Below are 18,853 nucleotides of genomic sequence, written 5' to 3' on the forward strand. Positions count from 1 at the left end.
TAGAAATACAAATTATTAAATAGGTGCCAAAATGACAAGGTATAAAGCACTTGATGCTATGCGTGGGCTAACCATAGCGTTAATGATACTGGTAAACACTCCGGGATCGTGGTCCCATGTGTATGCCCCTTTACTTCATGCAGATTGGCATGGTTGTACCCCTACGGATGTAATTTTTCCGTTTTTTATGTTTATTATTGGCTCTGCGATGTTTTTTTCGTTCAAAAAAACTAACAGTGCAGCCAGTGCTAGCCAAGTATTAAGACTAGTTAAACGTGGAGCAATTATATTTGCCATTGGTCTAGCTTTAAATATTTATCCCTTTACTACCAATATTGAAAACTTGAGAATATTAGGTGTACTGCAACGTATAGGGATAGCCTATATTTTAGCGTCTATCTGTGTGTTGTTTTTAAATAGGCGAGGGGTGTTAACGCTATCGGTTATTATCTTAGTTGCTTATTGGTTATTACTGTTAAGCGTTGGCGCTGAAAACGCTTATACACTCGAACATAACCTAGTTAGAGCGGTTGATATTGCCGTACTAGGTGAGTCGCATTTATGGCAAGGCAAAGGGCTCGCATTTGATCCAGAAGGGCTGATCAGTACGTTACCCGCTGTGGTGAGTGTCTTATTTGGTTTTGAAGTAACGCGCCTGTTAACGAGCACAAGTTGCCAGTGGGCAAGTATTAAACGGCTGTTAGTTATTGGTGTAGTTGCAGTTGTTATTGGGCAATTAACCTCAATGGTGATGCCAATTAATAAATCGCTTTGGACTAGTAGCTTTGTTATTTACACATCCGGGATTGCTTGTATTGTGTTGGCATTTTTTGTTTGGCTTTGCGACATTGTTAAACCTGAGCGCCTTGTTAATCCATTAATTGTGTATGGGTCAAACCCACTGTTTATATATGTATTATCGGCTGTGTGGGTACTGAGCTATTCACTGATTAATATTGGCGAGCTAAACTTGGGGGATTGGATGTATCAGCAACTCGCCTTGGTTATGAGCGCTAAATTGGCATCGTTCACCTTTGCTTTATTGCATGTTATTGGCTTTTGGGTAATTTCGAATATGCTTTATAAACGAAAAATATTTATAAAGATTTAGTATTTATAACAATTTTCTTCCCTAAGCGGGAGGCAAATTGTTCAAGTATTTATGCACATTAATATATCAGACAATAAAAAACCAACCCGCGGGTTGGTTTTTTTATTTAACGTTACAAAGCTTAGCTTAGTACGTTGCGCTGCCTTTGGTACGTGGGAATGCAATCACATCACGTACGTTACCCATACCAGTAACATAAGCAACTAAGCGCTCAAACCCTAAACCAAAGCCAGAGTGTGGCACGCTACCGTATTTACGTAGATCGCGGTACCAGCTGTAGTCTTCTTTGTTTAAGCCCATCTCTTCAAGGCGTGCATCTAATACATCAAGACGCTCTTCACGTTGTGAACCACCAATGATCTCACCAATACCTGGTGCTACTACGTCCATAGCTGCAACAGTTTTGCCGTCTTCGTTTTGGCGCATGTAGAATGCTTTAATATCACGCGGGTAGTTTTTAATAACAACCGGTGCTTTAAAGTGTTCTTCAGCTAGGTAGCGCTCGTGCTCAGACTGTAAATCTACACCCCATTCAACGTCGTACTCAAATTTCTTGCCACACGCTTTTAAAATTTCTACAGCGTCGGTGTAATCAACTTGGGCGAAGTCTTTTTCTACAAATTCTTCTAAACGGCTAATGGCTGTTTTTTCAACTCGTAATGCGAAAAATTCCATGTCGTCACGGCGTTCTTCTAATACGGCTTTAAACACGTACTTAAGCATGTTTTCAGCCAGTTTTGCGATGTCTTCTAAATCAGCAAACGCAACTTCTGGCTCTACCATCCAAAATTCAGCAAGGTGACGTGAAGTATTAGAGTTTTCTGCACGGAACGTTGGGCCAAAGGTGTAAATTTTTGACATAGCTGAAGCGTACGTTTCACCATTAAGTTGGCCTGAAACCGTTAAAAAGGCTTCTTTACCAAAAAAGTCTTCGCTGTAATCAATCTCGCCTTTGTCTGTCATTGGCAGGTTTTGCATATCAAGCGTTGATACACGGAACATCTCACCCGCACCTTCACAGTCACTTGCAGTAATAATTGGCGTGCTGATCCAGTAAAACCCTTGCTCATGGTAAAAGCGGTGAATTGCTTGTGCTAAACAGTTACGTACACGTGTTACTGCGCCAATCATATTAGTGCGAGGGCGAAGGTGAGCGTGTTCACGTAAATACTCAATGCTGTGGCGTTTAGCCGACATTGGGTAGGTGTCTGGATTTTCAACCCAACCTAACACAGTCACTGAGTTAGCTTGAATTTCGAAAGATTGACCTTGTCCTGCTGATTGTACTAATACACCGGTAACCGACACAGAACAGCCTGCTGTTAAGCTTGTAACTTCATCATAATTATTCAGTGAATTAGGAACTACCGCTTGAATAGGATCAAAACACGAACCGTCATGAACGGCTAAAAATGATATTCCTGCTTTTGAATCGCGGCGTGTACGGATCCAGCCTTTAATGGTTACTTGGCTGTCTACCGCAACATTGCCTTTTAATAGCTCTGAAATCGCTAAATGGCTCATCTTCACTCCAATGATATAAGTTGCCTAACTATATAAATTAACTGTGCGTTACTCGTGCTATTTAGCATTTGAGGTCACTGCACTTGAACCTTGTATAATACCTAGTAAAGTAAAATAAAAAAACTGTTGTGGGCAACTCTTTAAAAGTTTTTAATGGTACGTTGTTTTTTTAACCAACTTTTACAGTTAAATAACCACTATTACCATTTGTTGCTCTGAAATTTAATCAATTTGTGGCATTATTAGTAAATAAACCGAATTGACGTATTAATAAAAAATGGATGCTATGAAACAAGTTTTTATTTTACGAGGACTACCAGGCAGTGGTAAGTCATATTATGCGCAAAATCTCGCCGAGGAACTTTCCGGAGCAGATGAAAGCCAATATTTTATTTGCTCAACAGATGATTACTTTGTTAACGAGCAGGGTGATTACCATTTTGATAAGTTTAAATTATCGCAATATCATAATTTAAACTTGGCGCGTTTTATTAATGCCTTAGCACAAGGCATTGAACTGGTAATAGTGGATAACACCAATATTAAAAAGTGGGAATTTATTGCCTATTCACAAGCAGCCATTGCTTTAGGCTATCAGGTAAAAGAAGTGATTGTTGGCGAAGTGAAAGATAAATCAATGCAACACTTATACGCCAAACGCAATAGCCATAACATACCGTTAAAAACCATTAGTAAAATGGCTTACATGTTTGAATGGTAAACGTTAAATTTTAGCTAATACGTCTATATCAGAGTGTGTAATGGCATCTAAATGAGCAGTGATTTTTTCACTGCTCCAATCCCACCATGCAATCGCTAAAAGTTTATTAATTGTCGCATCATCAAAACGCTTTTTTATCAATTTTGCAGGGTTACCGCCTACAATGCCATAGGCTGGTACATCAGACGTTACCACAGATTTACTTGCTATAATGGCACCATCAGCAACTTTGACCCCAGGCATAATGGTAGCGTTGTAACCTATCCACACATCATTACCTATTTCAGTATCACCTTTAAAAGGTAAGTCACCTTGTTGAGGTGCAGATTTTTCCCAGCCATTACCAAATATAAAAAATGGATAAGTAGAAAAGCCGGAGGTTTGATGATTAGCCCCATTCATTATAAAAGTAACGTCTTTAGCTATCGCACAAAACTTACCGATTTGGGGTCTGTTTACCTATCAGGATTAAGATTTGTTCAACCTAGGGGCGATTAAATTGCGGCGCGAAGTTTGTAACCTAGTGGGCTAAGTAAAAACCGAGCAACAAAAAGTTAATTGTCCCTAGGCAGAACCCTGCGGGCAGTGCGTGTTTGGCATTAATGCTGCGTTATCGCCTAATTATGTGGAAAAACCACACTACATAGGCTCCGCCTTGCCTAAAAACCAAACACACTACTGCAAATTTAATCTCGAAAGATAAACAGACCCCGTTCATCCCCGATAAAATCGAAATGGTAAAGTACATTTTTTTCAAAGTTTTCAGGGCCGTCAGGGTCGTCGTAATAGGTGTAATCACCAACGTCTATATTTGCAGAGGTGATAAAGTTTTTTAAATAACCTACTTGAGGAAACCCTTCCATAGGTGATGGATTGTTTGGATTTGGTCCGTTCATAGTTTCCTCCAAAGTAGAATATATAAAGCGCTAGCTTTTAAATGCCGCTAGTGGATGAGAGGTACTTAGCGATACATGTACGTTATCACCCGGGTGTACAACCACTTCATGACTCACGCGACTTGTAACCACAGTACCACAGGCTAGTTTTATGGCGCATAATCTGCTGCCGCCTTCAAAGCGTACCCAAATTACTTCGCCATTATTTCCTACACTGCTTTGTACTAATAATAAATCATCTGGACGAAGTAACACTTCTACCTCACCGTTTTCACAGTCAACACCATGAGCGGGTACATTACCAATATCGGTAAGTGCTTGGCCGTTATTCAGCGTTCCTTTAATAAAACTAGCTTCACCTAAAAAGCGTGCTACAAAGCGATTGTTGGGTGCACTAAAGCATTGCTCTGGGCTATCAATTTGCTGTATTTTTCCGCCTTTTAGTACACCCACGCGATCGCCCACCGAAAGTGCTTCTTCTTGATCGTGCGTTACCCAAATAGCGGGTACGCCGGCTTCTTTAAGGGCATTACGTATATCCCAACGTAGCATGTCTTTTAAAGCCGCGTCTAAGTTTGATAGTGGCTCATCAAGTAATACAAAGTCTGGCTGGTGGGCTAGGGTGCGCGCTAATGCAACACGCTGTTTTTGTCCGCCAGAAAGTGTCGCTGGTTTTTTATGTCTAAACGCATCTAAACCGAGTAGCTTTATCCAATGATCAGCAGGGCTTGTGTCTTTTAGTTTAAAACACACATTTTGCTCAACCGTTAAATGGGGAAACAACGCAAAGTCTTGAAACACCATACCTACACTGCGTTTTTCAGGGGCTACAGTATACTTTGGTGTAGCAGTCCATTTAGCAACTTTAATTTCACCCTCGCTAATTGGTAAAAGCCCAGCTAGGGCTTGTAAAATAGTACTTTTACCACAACCTGTTGGACCAACAAGCATTAAAATTTCGCTTTCACCTAAAGTGAAATTTAAGTCACTAACAACACGATTACTGCCATAATCTATAGACAACTGACTTACAGATAGCATTTATATAAAATCCTTAATGTTCAAACTGGTTGCGTTTCTCGCCAGACATCATAATAGCTAAAGCCGCCGCCGAAATCACCACTAACAATAAACCAGGTATTGCTGCGCGGCCAAAATAACCAGCTTCATAAACACGCCATAAATACGTTGATAAGGTTTCAAAGCCGGTGGGGCCTAATAAAAGTGTGGCTTCTAATTCGCGCATTGACTCTAAAAAGACTAAAGCGGCACCTGCAATAATACCCCGCATCGTTAAGGGTAAAGTAATACGTGTGAAAGCTTCGCGCGGGCTTGCGCCTAATACCCGGGCAGATTTTACTAAGCTTGGATCAAGGTGCTCGGTGCTGGTGCGCACAGAGCCAACCGCAAGTGGTAAAAAACGTAGCATATAAGCAATGATCAACAAGCCTAGCGTTTGATATAAAAATGGCAGTTGTAAGCCACCATATACAAGCGCTGTGCCCATAACAATTCCCGGAATACCAAAACCAAAGTAAGTAACGCGCTCCATTACCTTACCTGCTTTTCCGGTTAATGCTGCATGCGCCACAGGAATAGCCACAATAACTGTAACAATAGCTGCAATCGCTGAAGCGTAAGTAGAGTGCCATGCAATACTAAAATCAAACGAACTAAAGCCATCACGCACTAGCCAAAGTGTAAATACGGCGAGTGGTAAGCCAATAGCAAGTAATAAAATAGGGGCAAAGGTGGCAAACATCGCGCCTAATTGCCATTTTTTTGGGAATAAAATAAGCGGCCGGCCTTGGCGTTCAGACGCAGTTTTAATTTGCGATTCAATCATTAATAAAAAGCCAACAATTACCATTAGCTGCATAGACAGCATAGCAGCACGGCTCAGTTCAAAGGCGTTATATTCTACATAAATAACGCGAGTGAAGGTGTCTAAACGCATCATTGCCGGTGTACCAAAGTCTGATAGCGTATATAAGGCAACGAGTAATGAGCCCGCAGCTATCCCGTTTACAACACGGGGCAAAATAACTTTAAATACGCTTTGTGTCATCGACATCCCCAATGTACGCGCTGCATTGACCATACTGGCATCAAGACTAAGTAGGGAGGAGCGGGTTGTCATCATTACAAACGGGAAGGTATACAAGGTCATGACAATGGCGGCGCCAGTTAAGCCATACATAGAGGGGGTTTCAAAACCAAGTATGTTATGTATTTCACCACCAGGGCCAAATGCAGCATAAAGCGTAAATGCACCAATATAACTTGGTATAGCAAGGGGGGCGGCAAATACCACTAACCAAAACTTTTTAAATGGCAGCTGTACATAAGCGCTAATAAACGCCAGTGGTACACCAATTAAAATTGAGCCTAATACGGTTAAGCCCATTAACGAAAGGGTATTGCTTAAAATGGTTAAATTATGGCTATCAAAAAAAGAGCTTGCATCACTGGCAAGCGTTATTAAAACAAAAATAGGGGTAAGGGTAACAAGCGCTGCAAGCAGCGCCATAGGATAAGATGGTGGTATTCGCATTATAAAACGCCGCTGCTGCGCATTAAGTCAATAGTTGGGCGTAAGTCAGCCAACTGAGTTAAGTCTATCTTTGGTGGCGAAATACTGGTTAATTTAGGCAAGCCATCAGGTTGCTTTATGCCATTTACTAGCGGAATTTCATACGCTTCGCTCGCTAAATAACTTTGTACTTCAACACTGAGTAAATAGCGCATAAAGTTAGTTGCTAGTGGGTCGTCAGATAACGATAAAATACCAGAGGCATTCACTAAACAACCGGCATCTTGCTGTGTAAATGCAAGATCAAGTTTAGCGTCGGGCTTACCAGACTTCAAACGTAACGTGTAGTAGTGATTAGCAAAACCAATATCTACTTCACCACGTTCAACGCCCATTACCACACCGAGTTCGCCAGCGTAAGTTTTTGAGCGTTTTTGCACTTTTTTAAGCCATTTAGCAGTTTTATCATCGCCTTCTAAAATTCGCATAGCGGTAACAAACGATTGAAAAGAAGCATAAGCGGGTGCCCAACCAATACTTAAATCACTGTCTGCAATTTCCATAATGCTTGTTGGAATTTGCTCTTTGGTTAAGCGCTCAGTATTAAATGGCAAAGTACGTATACGACCAGTTACAGGTGCCCACTCATCGTATCTAAACTGTGGTTGTAGTTGTGCAGATAAATCACTAGGCATAGGTTTAGCAAGCCCTGCATCGGTTACTAAACCAATAGCGCCCGAGTCGACAGCCCAAAATAAGTCAGCACGTTTAACACCTGCTTTAGCTTCGGCAACAATCGTATTAGCCAAAGCTGCAGTTGGGCCGCGTCGAATAGCAAGATCTAAATCTGGGTTCTTTTTTTGAATGGCTTGTAAAACGTTTTCGTATAAGCCACCTTCACCACGGCCTAAATAAAGGGTCAATGCACCTTTTAATTTAGGCAATGTATCAACAGACACGGGGTTTGCAATAGCAATATCAGCGGCAAAAGCGCGTGAAAGCGATAGCGGCAAAGCACCCGCTACCCCTAACGCAGCTAAGCCTTGAATAAAGGTTCTGCGCTTCACTTAAAATACATCCTTACGTGATTTTTCAGCTTTTTCAATTAGCGTTTGTGCACGAGTTAACTTAGTTTGCATATCAACAACCACGTCACGTACTTGGTCTACAGTTTTATTAGTTGAAATAGCCTGCGGTAGCGTTACATTAAAGTCTTTTTCAAGTACTTCTACTAAGTTAGCGTCTTGCTCAATGAGTGTGCCTTCAACGCCTTCAAATAAATGCAGGTAAGTATCGTGAACTATACTCGTTGCTTCATCGCTTAAGCGTTCTGCGTATTTAGCGACCACTCGGTCTAATTTGTGTTTAATTTCATCAATGGTCGCGCTTTGCGTCATTTCTTTTGTTGCTGTGGCTGTAACGCTTTTTAATAACCCTTTTTGTTGAAACTGAGCCGCAAGCTTAACTGCGCCAAGGCCTTGCCATAATGCATTGTTCATTGCTTGTTGCTGCGTACGTACTTCTGACGTTGGCTTTTTGTTATCAATAGCCATTTTTATGCCATACAAACCTTGCCAAATAGAGGCATACACAGGGACATAATTTGTTTCTATGGCACTGTGAAATTTAACCGATTCCCAGTACTCAATTAAGTCATCAGTGTTAACTGCTTTAGCGCCTTTTTTCTCGTAATTGCTTACTAGGGTATCAACCTTTGAAACCATCCACTCAACGTCTTCGTTGTAGGTTTTTAAATTAGCTTGAAGGTGATTAACATGCTCACCAATTGGGCCATTAGCAAGTGCCGGTTGTGCAAAAATCGCAGAGGCGAGTAAAAAAGTTGCACTTAATGTCTTGGCAGGCTTAAGTAATATTTTCATAGCAAGTGAGTCCATAAATGTTATTGTAAATGATAGTCATTATCATATCCCTAAAGAACTCTCAGATCAACATACTAAATCAAGCCAAAGGACTAAATTTACTAAACTTTACAGAGGAATAATAACTAAATGGATATATCAATTAAATTTTAACTTTCGTGGCTAAAATAATTAACCATCTATACGTAATGTTTACCCTTTATAGCGTTATATATTGCATCACAAAGGTGTTTTATACTGGTATCGTCACTTATATATGGCGGCATTAGGTAAATTAGTTTACCAAAGGGTCGTATCCACACTCCTTGGCTAACAAAATAAGCCTGAATTTTAGCTACATCTACTATTCCTGCCTCATCTGTCAGCTCTACCACGCCAATGGCACCTAAAGTTCGAACATTTGCTACATCAGTAAGTGAGTTACACTGATGTAATTGCTGTAACGCTTGGTTTATTTCACAAATTCGCCGTTGCCAATTTTGTTCCAGCAACAAGTCTATACTGGCACACGCTACGGCGCAGGCGAGAGGATTACCCATAAATGTAGGTCCGTGCATCAAAACACCGGCTTCACCTTCGCTAATGCCTATTGCTATTTTGTCGGTCGTTAACGTGGCTGATAAAGTCATGCTGCCGCCGGTGAGTGCCTTGCCAATGCAAAGTATATCTGGCTGTACATTGGCGTGCTCTACAGCAAACATTGTACCGGTACGGCCAAAGCCCGTAGCAATTTCATCGCAAATGAGCAGTACATCGTATTGAGTACATAACTTGCGCACACAGGCTAAATAATCAGGGTGATAAAAGTTCATTCCTCCTGCGTTTTGTACTATGGGTTCAATAATAAAGGCGGCAACATGCTGGTGGTGATTTAAAAAATAGTGTTCTAGTTCATCCGCCTCGGCTTGATTAAACTCGTCATTAAATTGGCTAACAGGCGCAGGTACAAATACATGCTCAGGTAAAAAGCCAGAGTACAAGCTATGCATAGAATTAACCGGATCGCACACACTCATGGCCGCAAAAGTATCGCCATGATAGCCCTTAAACGGAGTCATTAACTTTTGTTTAGTACTAATGCCTTGGCTTAACCAATACTGCAGTGCCATTTTAATCGCGACTTCAACACTTACCGAGCCACTGTCGGCTAAAAATACTTTATTTAAATGCTCGGGCGTTATCGCTACTAGCTTTTTACAAAGCTCCACTGCGCTGTAATGGGTAATGCCGCCAAACATTACATGGCTCATTTTATTGATTTGCTCTGTCATCGCATGATTTAAAACGGGATGATTGTAGCCATGTATTGCGCTCCACCAAGAGGCCATACCATCAATGAGTTTTTCACCTGTTTCTAAGTAGATAAGGTTGTGATTGGCGTGTGTAACAGGGTAAACCGGAATTGGTTGAGTCATTGATGTATAAGGGTGCCAAATGTGATTTCGGTCAAAATCAAGGTCTATTGTGTGTTTTGTGTTCATATGTAAACTTTAACTAAGTGAGCTTCGTTGACAATGGTACGGCAATACGTATTCTAAGCCAATAACACCAAGAGCAAAAAATAAAAGAGAGTATTATGGAGCTTGCAACAGTTCGCCACGATTGGACCCATAGCGAGGTTAAAGCCTTATTTGAAATGCCGTTTAACGATCTGCTTTTTAAAGCCGCGACCGTACACCGTGCTAATTTTAATCCTAATCAGGTGCAAATTTCTACTTTACTATCAATAAAAACAGGTGCTTGCCCTGAAGACTGTAAATATTGCCCGCAGTCTGGTCATTATAAAACCGACCTAGAACGAGAGCGCCTGCTAGAAGTAGAAAAAGTAGTAGAGCAAGCACGCCTTGCAAAACAAAAAGGCGCCACCCGTTTTTGTATGGGCGCTGCGTGGTCAGATCCTAAAGATCGTGATATGCCGTACATTTCAAAAATGGTTAAAGAAGTAAAAGAGCTTGGCCTTGAAACCTGTATGACGTTGGGCAAGCTCACCAATGAAAAAGCCCATGCGCTGAGTGATGCAGGGCTTGACTACTATAATCATAATTTAGATACCTCACCTGAATACTACGAGCAAATTATAACTACCCGTACCTTTGCAGACAGACTAAACACTATTGATCATGTGCGTGATGCCGGTATGAAAGTTTGTTCTGGTGGTATTGTCGGTATGGGTGAGCAACCCAGCGATCGTTATGGGTTATTAATGCAATTGGCTAATTTGCCGCAGCAACCAGAAAGCGTCCCCATTAACATGCTAGTAAAAGTAAAAGGGACACCGCTTGAAAACGTAGACGACTTAGATCAGTTTGAGTTTATTCGTACTATTGCCACCGCGCGTATTATGATGCCGCACAGCTATGTGCGTTTATCGGCAGGGCGCAGCGCAATGAATGAGCAAATGCAATCGATGTGTTTTTTTGCCGGTGCTAATTCCATTTTTTATGGTGATAAACTCCTTACTACAGAAAACCCAGAAGCTGATGCCGATATGCAATTAATTAAAAAACTGGGTATGAACCCTGAAACGGCAGAAGACTATTCAGATGAAGCCGTTGCTGCGTCGTTATCTTCTAAAGTGGCCGATAAAGCCAGTTCAGAATTGTTTTATCCTGCTTAACATTGTGTATTGCTATGTCATTTGATTTTATAAATAGCCATTTACAAGCGCGCCAGCAAAGCGCGCTTAACCGCAAGCGTTATGTTATTGAGCAAGCCAGTGCGCGTGAAATTATAGTTGATAATAAACGCTATCTTAACTTTGCTAGTAACGACTACCTAGGCTTTGCGGATGAGCCCACTTTGCTTGAAGGTATGCATAGCTTAGGAAGTCATAGCTCTGCTTTAGTTACTGGCTATCAAGGTGCGCAGCAACAGCTCGAAAAATACTTATGTGCTCAGTTGGGCTATAACAATGCCATGCTGTTTAATTCGGGCTTTAGTGCTAATAGCAGTGTTATAAAAGCGCTATTTCAAGATAAAGCCATTGCTCAACAAAGTGCGATTTTTCAGGATAAACTTAATCATGCGAGCTTAATCGACGGCGCATTGCATGCAAACGCAGCACTTGTGCGCTTTAACCATAACGACATGAATCATTTACGTTCACGGCTCGAAAAGTCCAATGCTAAGTATAAACTGATCGTGAGTGAGGGTGTATTCTCAATGGATGGCGACCAAGCACCATTAATTGAGTTACTGAGTTTAGCTAAAGCACATAACGCCTGGTTAATGATAGACGATGCGCATGGCTTTGGCGTACTGGGAAAATCGGGTTTGGGAAGCTGTGAGCCACTTATAGCGGCAGAGAATTTGCCAGATATTTTAGTGATCACCTTTGGTAAAGCGCTAGCAAGTAGCGGGGCGTGTGTATTAGGTTCGAGTGAATTTATTGATTACATGCTGCAGTTTAACCGTGATTACACTTATTCGACCGCAATGTCGCCTTTTATTGCTTCGCATACATTATCAAGAATTAAAACCATACGTGATGCTAACGACAAGCGAGCCAAATTAAACGCTAATATTGCTTTATTTAAACGTTTAGCCAATGAGCACAAAATTGCCTTAATGGATTCGACCACTGCCATTCAACCCTTAGTTTTAGGGTGTGCCGAACAGACTTTAAAAGCTTGTGAGCAGCTCAAACAGCAGGGTATTTGGCTAACCGCTATTCGCCCGCCCACGGTGCAGCATAATACATCAAGGCTACGCGTTACTTTAACCGCCGCCCATACCGAGCAAGATATTACAACATTGGTAAATTGTTTAAAAAAGGCCATTGCATGATAAGCGCACACGCTGTAAATACGAACTCGCGAATAAAGTCACCGTTAGCTTGTTCAGCTGTTAATGGTTTAAAGCAGGTAACGCAACGCAAGTTTTCAACAGCGGCAAACCAATATTTAGCCCATGCGCATGTGCAAAAACAAGCCGCAATCGATTTAATTAAACTCATAAAGCTTGATGCGAGCACAAAGCACAAACACTGTGTTGATTTAGGCGCAGGGCCGTTAGTGAATACCCAAAAGTTACAAGGAATATATAAACAGGTAATTGCCATGGATTTAAGCCTCAACATGCTTAAAAATAGTGCAGTAAACGCACCGCGTATTTGCGCCGACATGGATAACTTACCATTACAACAAAATAGTATTGATGTGGTATTTAGTAATTTTGCGCTGCAGTGGTCGGCTAATTTTGAAATGCTAATGCATTCATTACATTCAGCTTTAAAGCCCGGCGGGCAGGCGTACATAAGTACGGTGGTAGAAGGCTCACTACATGAAATAAAAACGGCGTTTGCCGCGCTCGATTCGCATAGCCACATTAATAACTTTTTAAGTAGCGACAATATAAACCAATCGGTCGAAAAGGCAGGGTTTATTATTAATAGTGCGACAGAGGTTATTTATACCGATGAGTTTACAAGCCCGCTTAAAGCGATTAGTTCAATTAAAGCCATTGGCGCAACGTCGCAAAATAAAGCAACCCAACGCCCTGGTTTATTAACTAAATCGGCGCTGCAAAAAGTATGTGCTGCGTATCCGCTTATAAACAACCAAGCCCATGTATCTTACCATGTGATATTGTTATCATTAGAAAAAGCAAAAATTTAAAGGTAAGGCAATGCAGCAATTTTTTATTACCGGTACCGATACCGACGCTGGTAAAACCCACGTAACCAGTTTGCTATTAAAGTTACTCGCTCAACATAAACAGCGCGCAATAGGCTTTAAACCGATTGCATCAGGGTGTGAACTTGCGTTTGATCAGCTTGTGAATGCCGATGCCTTAATGCTAATGGAAAGCGCGACCGTGAGCGCTAAGTACGACATTATTAACCCATTTGCATTTGCGCCGCCAATAGCTCCCCATATAGCTGCAGAGCAAGCGGGACTAAACATAACAGTAGAAAAGCTCAGCACGGCTTATCAACATGTTAAGCAGCAAGGTGCCGATTACCTGTTAACCGAAGGTGCGGGCGGCTGGGCATTGCCAATTAATAATAACGAATATTTATACGACTGGGTAAAAGCAGAGCAACTACCCGTAATATTAGTGGTAGGGATGAAACTTGGCTGTATTAATCATGCTTTACTCACTGCAGCCCATATGCAAAGTATGGGTGTTAATTGCATTGGCTGGATTGCTAACCAAGTTGATGGCACTATGGATGAATACCAAGCAAACTTAGATTCACTTAAAGCACGTTTACCATTCCCGTTGCTTGCTATAAGCCCCTATACCGAGCAAACCCCTAAATTACAAATTTATAAAACCCTGCTTGAAAAATTATTACTAAATCCATAAATAACCCTTGTGTTGTGACATAGTTTGTCACAGAATAGCGCTGACGTTATGACATAGTGTGTCATAACGCAGTGATTGCTATAGCCGATCAACAAAAAGAAATCGCTCAGCAATAAATGTTATTTTTGGAGACCATGTATGAAACGTGTATTTTTGTTTTTATTAACTAACTTAGCGGTTATGTTGGTATTAGGTGTTGTGCTTTCAATCATAATGAGTGCGCTGGGCTTAAGCCATCGTAGCTTGGGTGGTATTTTATTAATAGCTGCTGTATTTGGTTTTGGTGGGTCGTTTATTTCTTTGTATATGTCGAAATGGATGGCGAAAAAATCAACCGGTGCACAGGTTATTACAAAACCAAGTAACGAAACCGAGCAGTGGTTAATGAACACGGTTGCCGCGCAAGCTAAAAAAGCTGGTATTAATATGCCTGAAGTGGCTATTTACGACAGCCCAGAAATGAACGCCTTTGCAACCGGCCCGAGTAAAAATAACTCGCTGGTGGCGGTAAGTACGGGTTTATTACACAATATGACCCAAGATCAAGCCGAGGCAGTGCTTGCGCACGAAGTATCGCACGTGGCTAATGGCGACATGGTAACGCTAACGCTTATTCAAGGCGTGGTTAATACCTTTGTTATTTTTGCCGCAAAAGTACTGGCGGGAATTGTAGATAATTTTATAAATAGCGATGAAGAAGAGGGCGGCAGCAGCTGGACTTACTTCTTATTTGATATGTTATTCCAAGTATTATTTGGTGTATTAGCCAGTGTGGTGGTTGCTCATTACAGCCGCAAACGTGAATTTGCAGCCGACAACGGTGCAGCTCAGTTGGTAGGCGCAGATAAAATGCGTTCAGCCCTTGAGCGATTAAAGCAAAACCACCCATCGCAATTAGAAGGCTCAATGATGGCCTTTGGTATAGCCAGTGGTAAAGGCATGGCTGAGTTGTTTTCATCTCACCCACCGCTTGATGCACGTATAGACGCACTACGTCGTTAAAAAAATTCAAGTTTTTCACAGTACTTGTAAACAAAAAGCCTGCATTTGCAGGCTTTTTTATGTTTAATAGTTTTTATTGTGATTGAATAATGTCTGTAATTCCCTCTGGTGAGAGTATTTCAATCCAGTAACCGTCTGGGTCTTTAATAAAGGCAAGGCCTTTCATTGAGCCGCCATCTGGCTGTTTTACAAACTCCACATCGTATTTAGCAAAGCGCTCACAGGCAGCGTATACATCAGGTACGCTAATACCAATATGGCCAAAGCCTTTTGGTTCTTCATTACCACTGTGATAACCGCTAAAGCTGTCGTCGTTTTCAGTGCCCCAGTTATGGGTAAGCTCAATCAGCGCAGGGCGGCGAAACACCCATTGAGTTTTTTCTTTATCATCGCCTTTTGGCATATCTTGCTCATAGCCTAAAAAGTACAAGGTAAATTCCATACCAGGAAAGTCGTACTTACCTAATAGTTTCATGCCCAATACGTTTTCATAAAATGCCAGCGACGGTTTTGGATCTTTAATACGCAACATAGTTTGCTGCATCACATAGCCCTCAGTGGCCTGTGCAATTTGCTCTGGAGATTCGTTATAGCTAGACATGAGATAATCCTTAATAAAATGACTGAAAAACCTTAATGGATTTAAAAAGGCAGGGAATACGAACATCATAATCAACAGCGGCAAAAATTAAAACCACCTAGCTAAATTACCAGCCAGTGAGCTGAATGTTTTATAAGCGAAAAATGGCATATTTAGCGGTACTGTTTATTTATACAGTAATGGTGTTTTGTCCAATATTACTGATCTCCACCATTTTGGGGTATCTCTGTATTTATGAAGTATGAGCTGTAGTTAACTAGTTGTTTACAGGTGTTTATTTGAGGGTTAAGATAAATGCAATGTAATATATGGACATTTGTCGGTTTATAAAACGACAGTTGTCGTAGACAAAGTTGTTATGTGCCTTTCGAACAATTGGCTACTTGTAAAAATAGCATCTATGAATAAGGAAATATATGGCCAGCGTAATAGCTGAATACCAAAGGTTTCTGGGAGCGCTAGCTTTAAGACCTGTGGACGAAGATGTTTGTCGCATGGCGAACTTGGTATATACAAATCTTCCACAATTAGCTCAGGTAGGTACTGCACGTAGAGGGAGATCTTTACGGTTAGCACCACTAGCAATAAACCAACTAGCTGAAACTTCTTCTGAACTCCCCGCGTTCAATAATGTTGAAGAAGGTGAGCTTAATACTGGTCGATTACACGAATTAAGAGTGGGTCCATTTAGAGGATTTACGAATCAAGAAATCTTTGATCTTAGCAATCCAATTACACTTGTTTATGGTGCTAATGGCACTGGAAAAAGTAGTTTTTGCGAAGCTTTAGAAACAGCCTTTTTAGGTTCTATTAGTGAAGCTCAAGTTAAACGAATAAATCATAATACATATTGCGATAATGCACGTTTAAGACGGCACGTAGCACCTATTATACAACAGTAGATGGAGATAATCCTCCAGTTAATTTAACACCAAATGAGGAAGAGTATAGGTTCTGTTTTATCGAAAAGAACAGATTAGATGACTTTGCTCGAATTGCATCAAAGACTCCAAGTGATCAGAGGCAAATAATTGCAACACTTTTTGGGATAGATCAGTTTTCAGATTTTGTAAGGGGGTTCAACCCTTCACTCGACGAAAATTTGAACCTTATTGGTCAGCGATCATTGGAGCTGACAGCAAAACGGGCCGCACTATCAAGCGCTGAAAAAACTATTCAGGAGCATCCCCAAAAACTAATGCAATTGGGAGTTGATGAAAATACTCTTGCAGCACGAATTAATCCTGGAAGTGACTATGAAGCTATAAAACTCTGGCTTCTTGGCAATCATGAGCAACAGGGGCGGCTGCATTATGTTCAGAGCTTGCTCGATTCTCCTTCGCCAGAAGTTTACGACTTAACACCGTTGAAACTCACAGAAAGTTTTGCAGAAGTATTTTCCATAAACAACGCGCTGCAAGAAATAACCGTAGAATTAACCCGCCGCTCGGGTGAGGTTTCATATAAGCAGCTTTACGAAGCGGTACTTCAATTGGCATCATCAAATCAAGATGAATGTCCAGCATGTGGGACCAGCCTTTTAACAACAGCCAAAAACCCATACGAAAGTGCAGCTTTAGGGCTTGAGCAGCTTGGAGAGCTAGCAGAACTTCAACGCCAGTCAAAAGAAAAAAGTGAAGAACTTCAAGAATCAATGAGAAATCTTCATCTTATTATGGGTAGTTCCATTAGAGCTGCATCAGTGGTTTGCCCTGATAAGTTCCAGATGGAAGCCTTACCTGAACTTCCCCCCACTTCAACTGGCCAATGGTTGCAGGTTTGGGTGAACGATAATAATAAAGCATGGAATTATTTGTTGAGCATGAGTGCTGACATTGAAGCTTCAGATATTAATGCTCGTCAAATTATTGCCCAACGACAACAATTGGCAGTTGAGCGGAGTAGACTTGATGGATACCGCCTTGAAATAGAGCGTGCCAAATTAGTTCGCCAAACTGCTGAAGAACAATTGTTAGAAGCAAGAAATACGGTTACTAGCTTTGACGAGGCAAATCGTGAACTAATTGAATTAGTAGCAGCGGAAGGAACAGTTGTTGAATTTAATCATAGAGTTAAGCGAGCATACGATGGTTTTTTGCGCGAAATAAAATCCTACCTAAGCAACCTTCCTGCACAATTACTACAAGGCCTAGGAGATAGTGCGCGGGACTTATACAACTCGTTTAATCGAGATGACTTACCTGTGGATTTACTACATGGTTTGTGGCTACCAATTGCTGAAAACGGCAAAATCGAATTGGAATTTCAAGAGCAAGTAGGGGTTCGATTTGATGCATTGACGCTACTTAGTGAGGGCCATATTAAGTGTTTAGGTTTAGCAATATTATTAGCAAAAAATATTGAAGAAGGATGCCCAATAGTTGTTTTTGATGATGTTGTAAATGCTATTGATGATGAACATAGAAATGGTATATGGAGAACATTCTTTGAAGATGGGTTGCTAGATGGAAAGCAAGTAATTTTAACCTCTCATGCTGAAGAGTTCCTTCACAGAATACAGCAGGAGCTTGGCGCTGATCGTGCAAATAATATAAAAATGTATAAATTCCTTCCGCATCAGGGTGAGCACCATTTGCGAGTTGATAGCAATCCTCCTACAAAAAACTATGTAATCAGAGCTCAGCAGGCATTTGATAATGATGATAAACGTGATGCTCTTTATTACTCCCGAGCTGCTATAGAAAGCCTAACAGATAGGCTCTGGACTTGGATGGGACGGCGTGGTGATGGAAGAATAGAACTTAAGCTGAGTGGGCCTAGATCTCCGTGGGAATTAAACAATAAATGCAATAAAATTCGCTCTACATTAAGGCGGGGGCCAAATCAATCAGAAGGAATCCTCAACTCTGTTGGGGCCTTGGACTCACTATTAGGGGTGGCTAATGGCTCAATTGAATGGGGTTATCTTAATAGTGGGACTCATGACTCTCAACGTGATGGTGAATTTGATCGGGCTGCTGTTAACACAATCGTTCAAGCTATTAATTCTTTAGACCAAGCATTGATAGAGTTACAAAATGGAAGGTGATGTAATTGCACATAACAAGGCAATGCAATCTGACTCCGCAAACTGTCACTTGTTTTGCCATAAAACCGGCAAAACAAACCAAATGGGGTCAAACCAAATGGGGTCACCCATTAGAAAGTTCCGGTCAAGCAGGCAGCTGTGTTTTCTTGATCTTTTTATTCAAAAAACCAAGTGTTGTTACTTTTTAAACTCACTTTAAATATGACTATGCATCCAGTAATGACGT

Annotated in this window: 17 protein-coding genes and 1 pseudogene; 9 read left to right on the forward strand and 9 right to left on the reverse strand. The window is 41.1% G+C overall.

The window, feature by feature from the left end:
• Positions 1–31 precede the first annotated feature (31 nt).
• Entirely contained in the window at positions 32–1,111 is a 1,080-nt protein-coding gene (locus BW139_RS03450; protein ID WP_008113820.1) for an acyltransferase family protein, read from the forward strand.
• A gap of 126 nt (positions 1,112–1,237) precedes the next feature.
• Here BW139_RS03450 and asnS read toward each other — a convergent pair whose 3' ends face one another.
• The gene (gene asnS / locus BW139_RS03455; RefSeq protein WP_008113822.1) at positions 1,238–2,635 is read right to left on the reverse strand and encodes an asparagine--tRNA ligase; all 1,398 of its coding nucleotides are present in this window, start codon (positions 2,633–2,635) and stop codon (positions 1,238–1,240) included.
• Between the two features lie 286 nt (positions 2,636–2,921).
• Between asnS and BW139_RS03460 the strand changes: the two genes are divergently transcribed.
• Positions 2,922–3,356 carry an ATP-binding protein gene (locus tag BW139_RS03460; RefSeq protein WP_076918678.1) on the forward strand — a complete coding sequence of 145 codons (435 nt, stop codon included), beginning with the start codon at positions 2,922–2,924 and terminating at the stop codon, positions 3,354–3,356.
• A 3-nt stretch (positions 3,357–3,359) separates the two neighbouring features.
• Here BW139_RS03460 and BW139_RS03465 read toward each other — a convergent pair.
• The 7 genes and pseudogenes from BW139_RS03465 to bioA all read right to left on the reverse strand — a co-directional run.
• Positions 3,360–3,800 (reverse strand): annotated as a pseudogene (locus tag BW139_RS03465) (CatB-related O-acetyltransferase); the annotation flags it as partial.
• A gap of 242 nt (positions 3,801–4,042) precedes the next feature.
• Positions 4,043–4,252 (reverse strand): hypothetical protein, encoded by a 210-nt coding sequence (locus BW139_RS03470; RefSeq protein ID WP_008113834.1) that lies wholly within the window; start codon positions 4,250–4,252, stop codon positions 4,043–4,045.
• 30 nt (positions 4,253–4,282) lie between these two features.
• A complete protein-coding gene (locus BW139_RS03475) occupies positions 4,283–5,293 on the reverse strand; it encodes an ABC transporter ATP-binding protein (protein ID WP_076918680.1) in 1,011 nt (336 codons plus the stop codon).
• A 13-nt stretch (positions 5,294–5,306) separates the two neighbouring features.
• Positions 5,307–6,806 (reverse strand): iron ABC transporter permease, encoded by a 1,500-nt coding sequence (locus BW139_RS03480; RefSeq protein WP_076918681.1) that lies wholly within the window; start codon positions 6,804–6,806, stop codon positions 5,307–5,309.
• Positions 6,806–7,852 (reverse strand): ABC transporter substrate-binding protein, encoded by a 1,047-nt coding sequence (locus tag BW139_RS03485; RefSeq protein ID WP_076918682.1) that lies wholly within the window; start codon positions 7,850–7,852, stop codon positions 6,806–6,808. The genes BW139_RS03480 and BW139_RS03485 overlap by 1 nt, the downstream gene beginning before the upstream one ends.
• Positions 7,853–8,665, reverse strand: a complete 813-nt coding sequence (locus tag BW139_RS03490) for a hypothetical protein (protein ID WP_076918696.1) — start codon at positions 8,663–8,665, stop codon at positions 7,853–7,855. It lies immediately after the preceding gene.
• A 179-nt stretch (positions 8,666–8,844) separates the two neighbouring features.
• A complete protein-coding gene (gene bioA / locus BW139_RS03495) occupies positions 8,845–10,146 on the reverse strand; it encodes an adenosylmethionine--8-amino-7-oxononanoate transaminase (RefSeq protein WP_076918683.1) in 1,302 nt (433 codons plus the stop codon).
• A gap of 95 nt (positions 10,147–10,241) precedes the next feature.
• On the opposite strand from bioA, the gene bioB reads away from it, so the two are divergent.
• From bioB to htpX, 5 genes are all read left to right on the forward strand, one after another.
• Positions 10,242–11,282 carry a biotin synthase BioB gene (gene bioB / locus BW139_RS03500; RefSeq protein ID WP_076918684.1) on the forward strand — a complete coding sequence of 347 codons (1,041 nt, stop codon included), beginning with the start codon at positions 10,242–10,244 and terminating at the stop codon, positions 11,280–11,282.
• A gap of 14 nt (positions 11,283–11,296) precedes the next feature.
• Entirely contained in the window at positions 11,297–12,451 is a 1,155-nt protein-coding gene (locus tag BW139_RS03505; RefSeq protein ID WP_076918697.1) for an 8-amino-7-oxononanoate synthase, read from the forward strand.
• On the forward strand, positions 12,448–13,281 hold the full coding sequence (locus BW139_RS03510) for a methyltransferase domain-containing protein (protein WP_076918685.1): 834 nt from the start codon (positions 12,448–12,450) through the stop codon (positions 13,279–13,281). The genes BW139_RS03505 and BW139_RS03510 overlap by 4 nt, the downstream gene beginning before the upstream one ends.
• 10 nt (positions 13,282–13,291) lie before the next feature.
• On the forward strand, positions 13,292–13,975 hold the full coding sequence (gene bioD, locus BW139_RS03515) for a dethiobiotin synthase (RefSeq protein WP_076918686.1): 684 nt from the start codon (positions 13,292–13,294) through the stop codon (positions 13,973–13,975).
• A gap of 138 nt (positions 13,976–14,113) precedes the next feature.
• Positions 14,114–14,977 carry a protease HtpX gene (gene htpX, locus BW139_RS03520; RefSeq protein ID WP_075169202.1) on the forward strand — a complete coding sequence of 288 codons (864 nt, stop codon included), beginning with the start codon at positions 14,114–14,116 and terminating at the stop codon, positions 14,975–14,977.
• A 73-nt stretch (positions 14,978–15,050) separates the two neighbouring features.
• On the opposite strand, the gene gloA is transcribed toward htpX, so the two are convergent.
• On the reverse strand, positions 15,051–15,578 hold the full coding sequence (gene gloA / locus BW139_RS03525) for a lactoylglutathione lyase (protein ID WP_076918687.1): 528 nt from the start codon (positions 15,576–15,578) through the stop codon (positions 15,051–15,053).
• 416 nt (positions 15,579–15,994) lie between these two features.
• On the opposite strand from gloA, the gene BW139_RS18540 reads away from it, so the two are divergent.
• Both BW139_RS18540 and BW139_RS03530 read left to right on the forward strand, forming a co-directional pair.
• Complete coding sequence (locus BW139_RS18540) at positions 15,995–16,480, forward strand: AAA family ATPase (RefSeq protein ID WP_254844940.1); 486 nt, start codon at positions 15,995–15,997, stop codon at positions 16,478–16,480.
• A 224-nt stretch (positions 16,481–16,704) separates the two neighbouring features.
• The gene (locus BW139_RS03530; protein ID WP_254844941.1) at positions 16,705–18,627 is read left to right on the forward strand and encodes an ABC transporter ATP-binding protein; all 1,923 of its coding nucleotides are present in this window, start codon (positions 16,705–16,707) and stop codon (positions 18,625–18,627) included.
• The last annotated feature ends 226 nt before the right edge of the window (positions 18,628–18,853 follow it).

Origin of the sequence: Pseudoalteromonas sp. SK18 (assembly GCF_001974855.1) — a bacterium.
GTDB lineage: Bacteria > Pseudomonadota > Gammaproteobacteria > Enterobacterales > Alteromonadaceae > Pseudoalteromonas.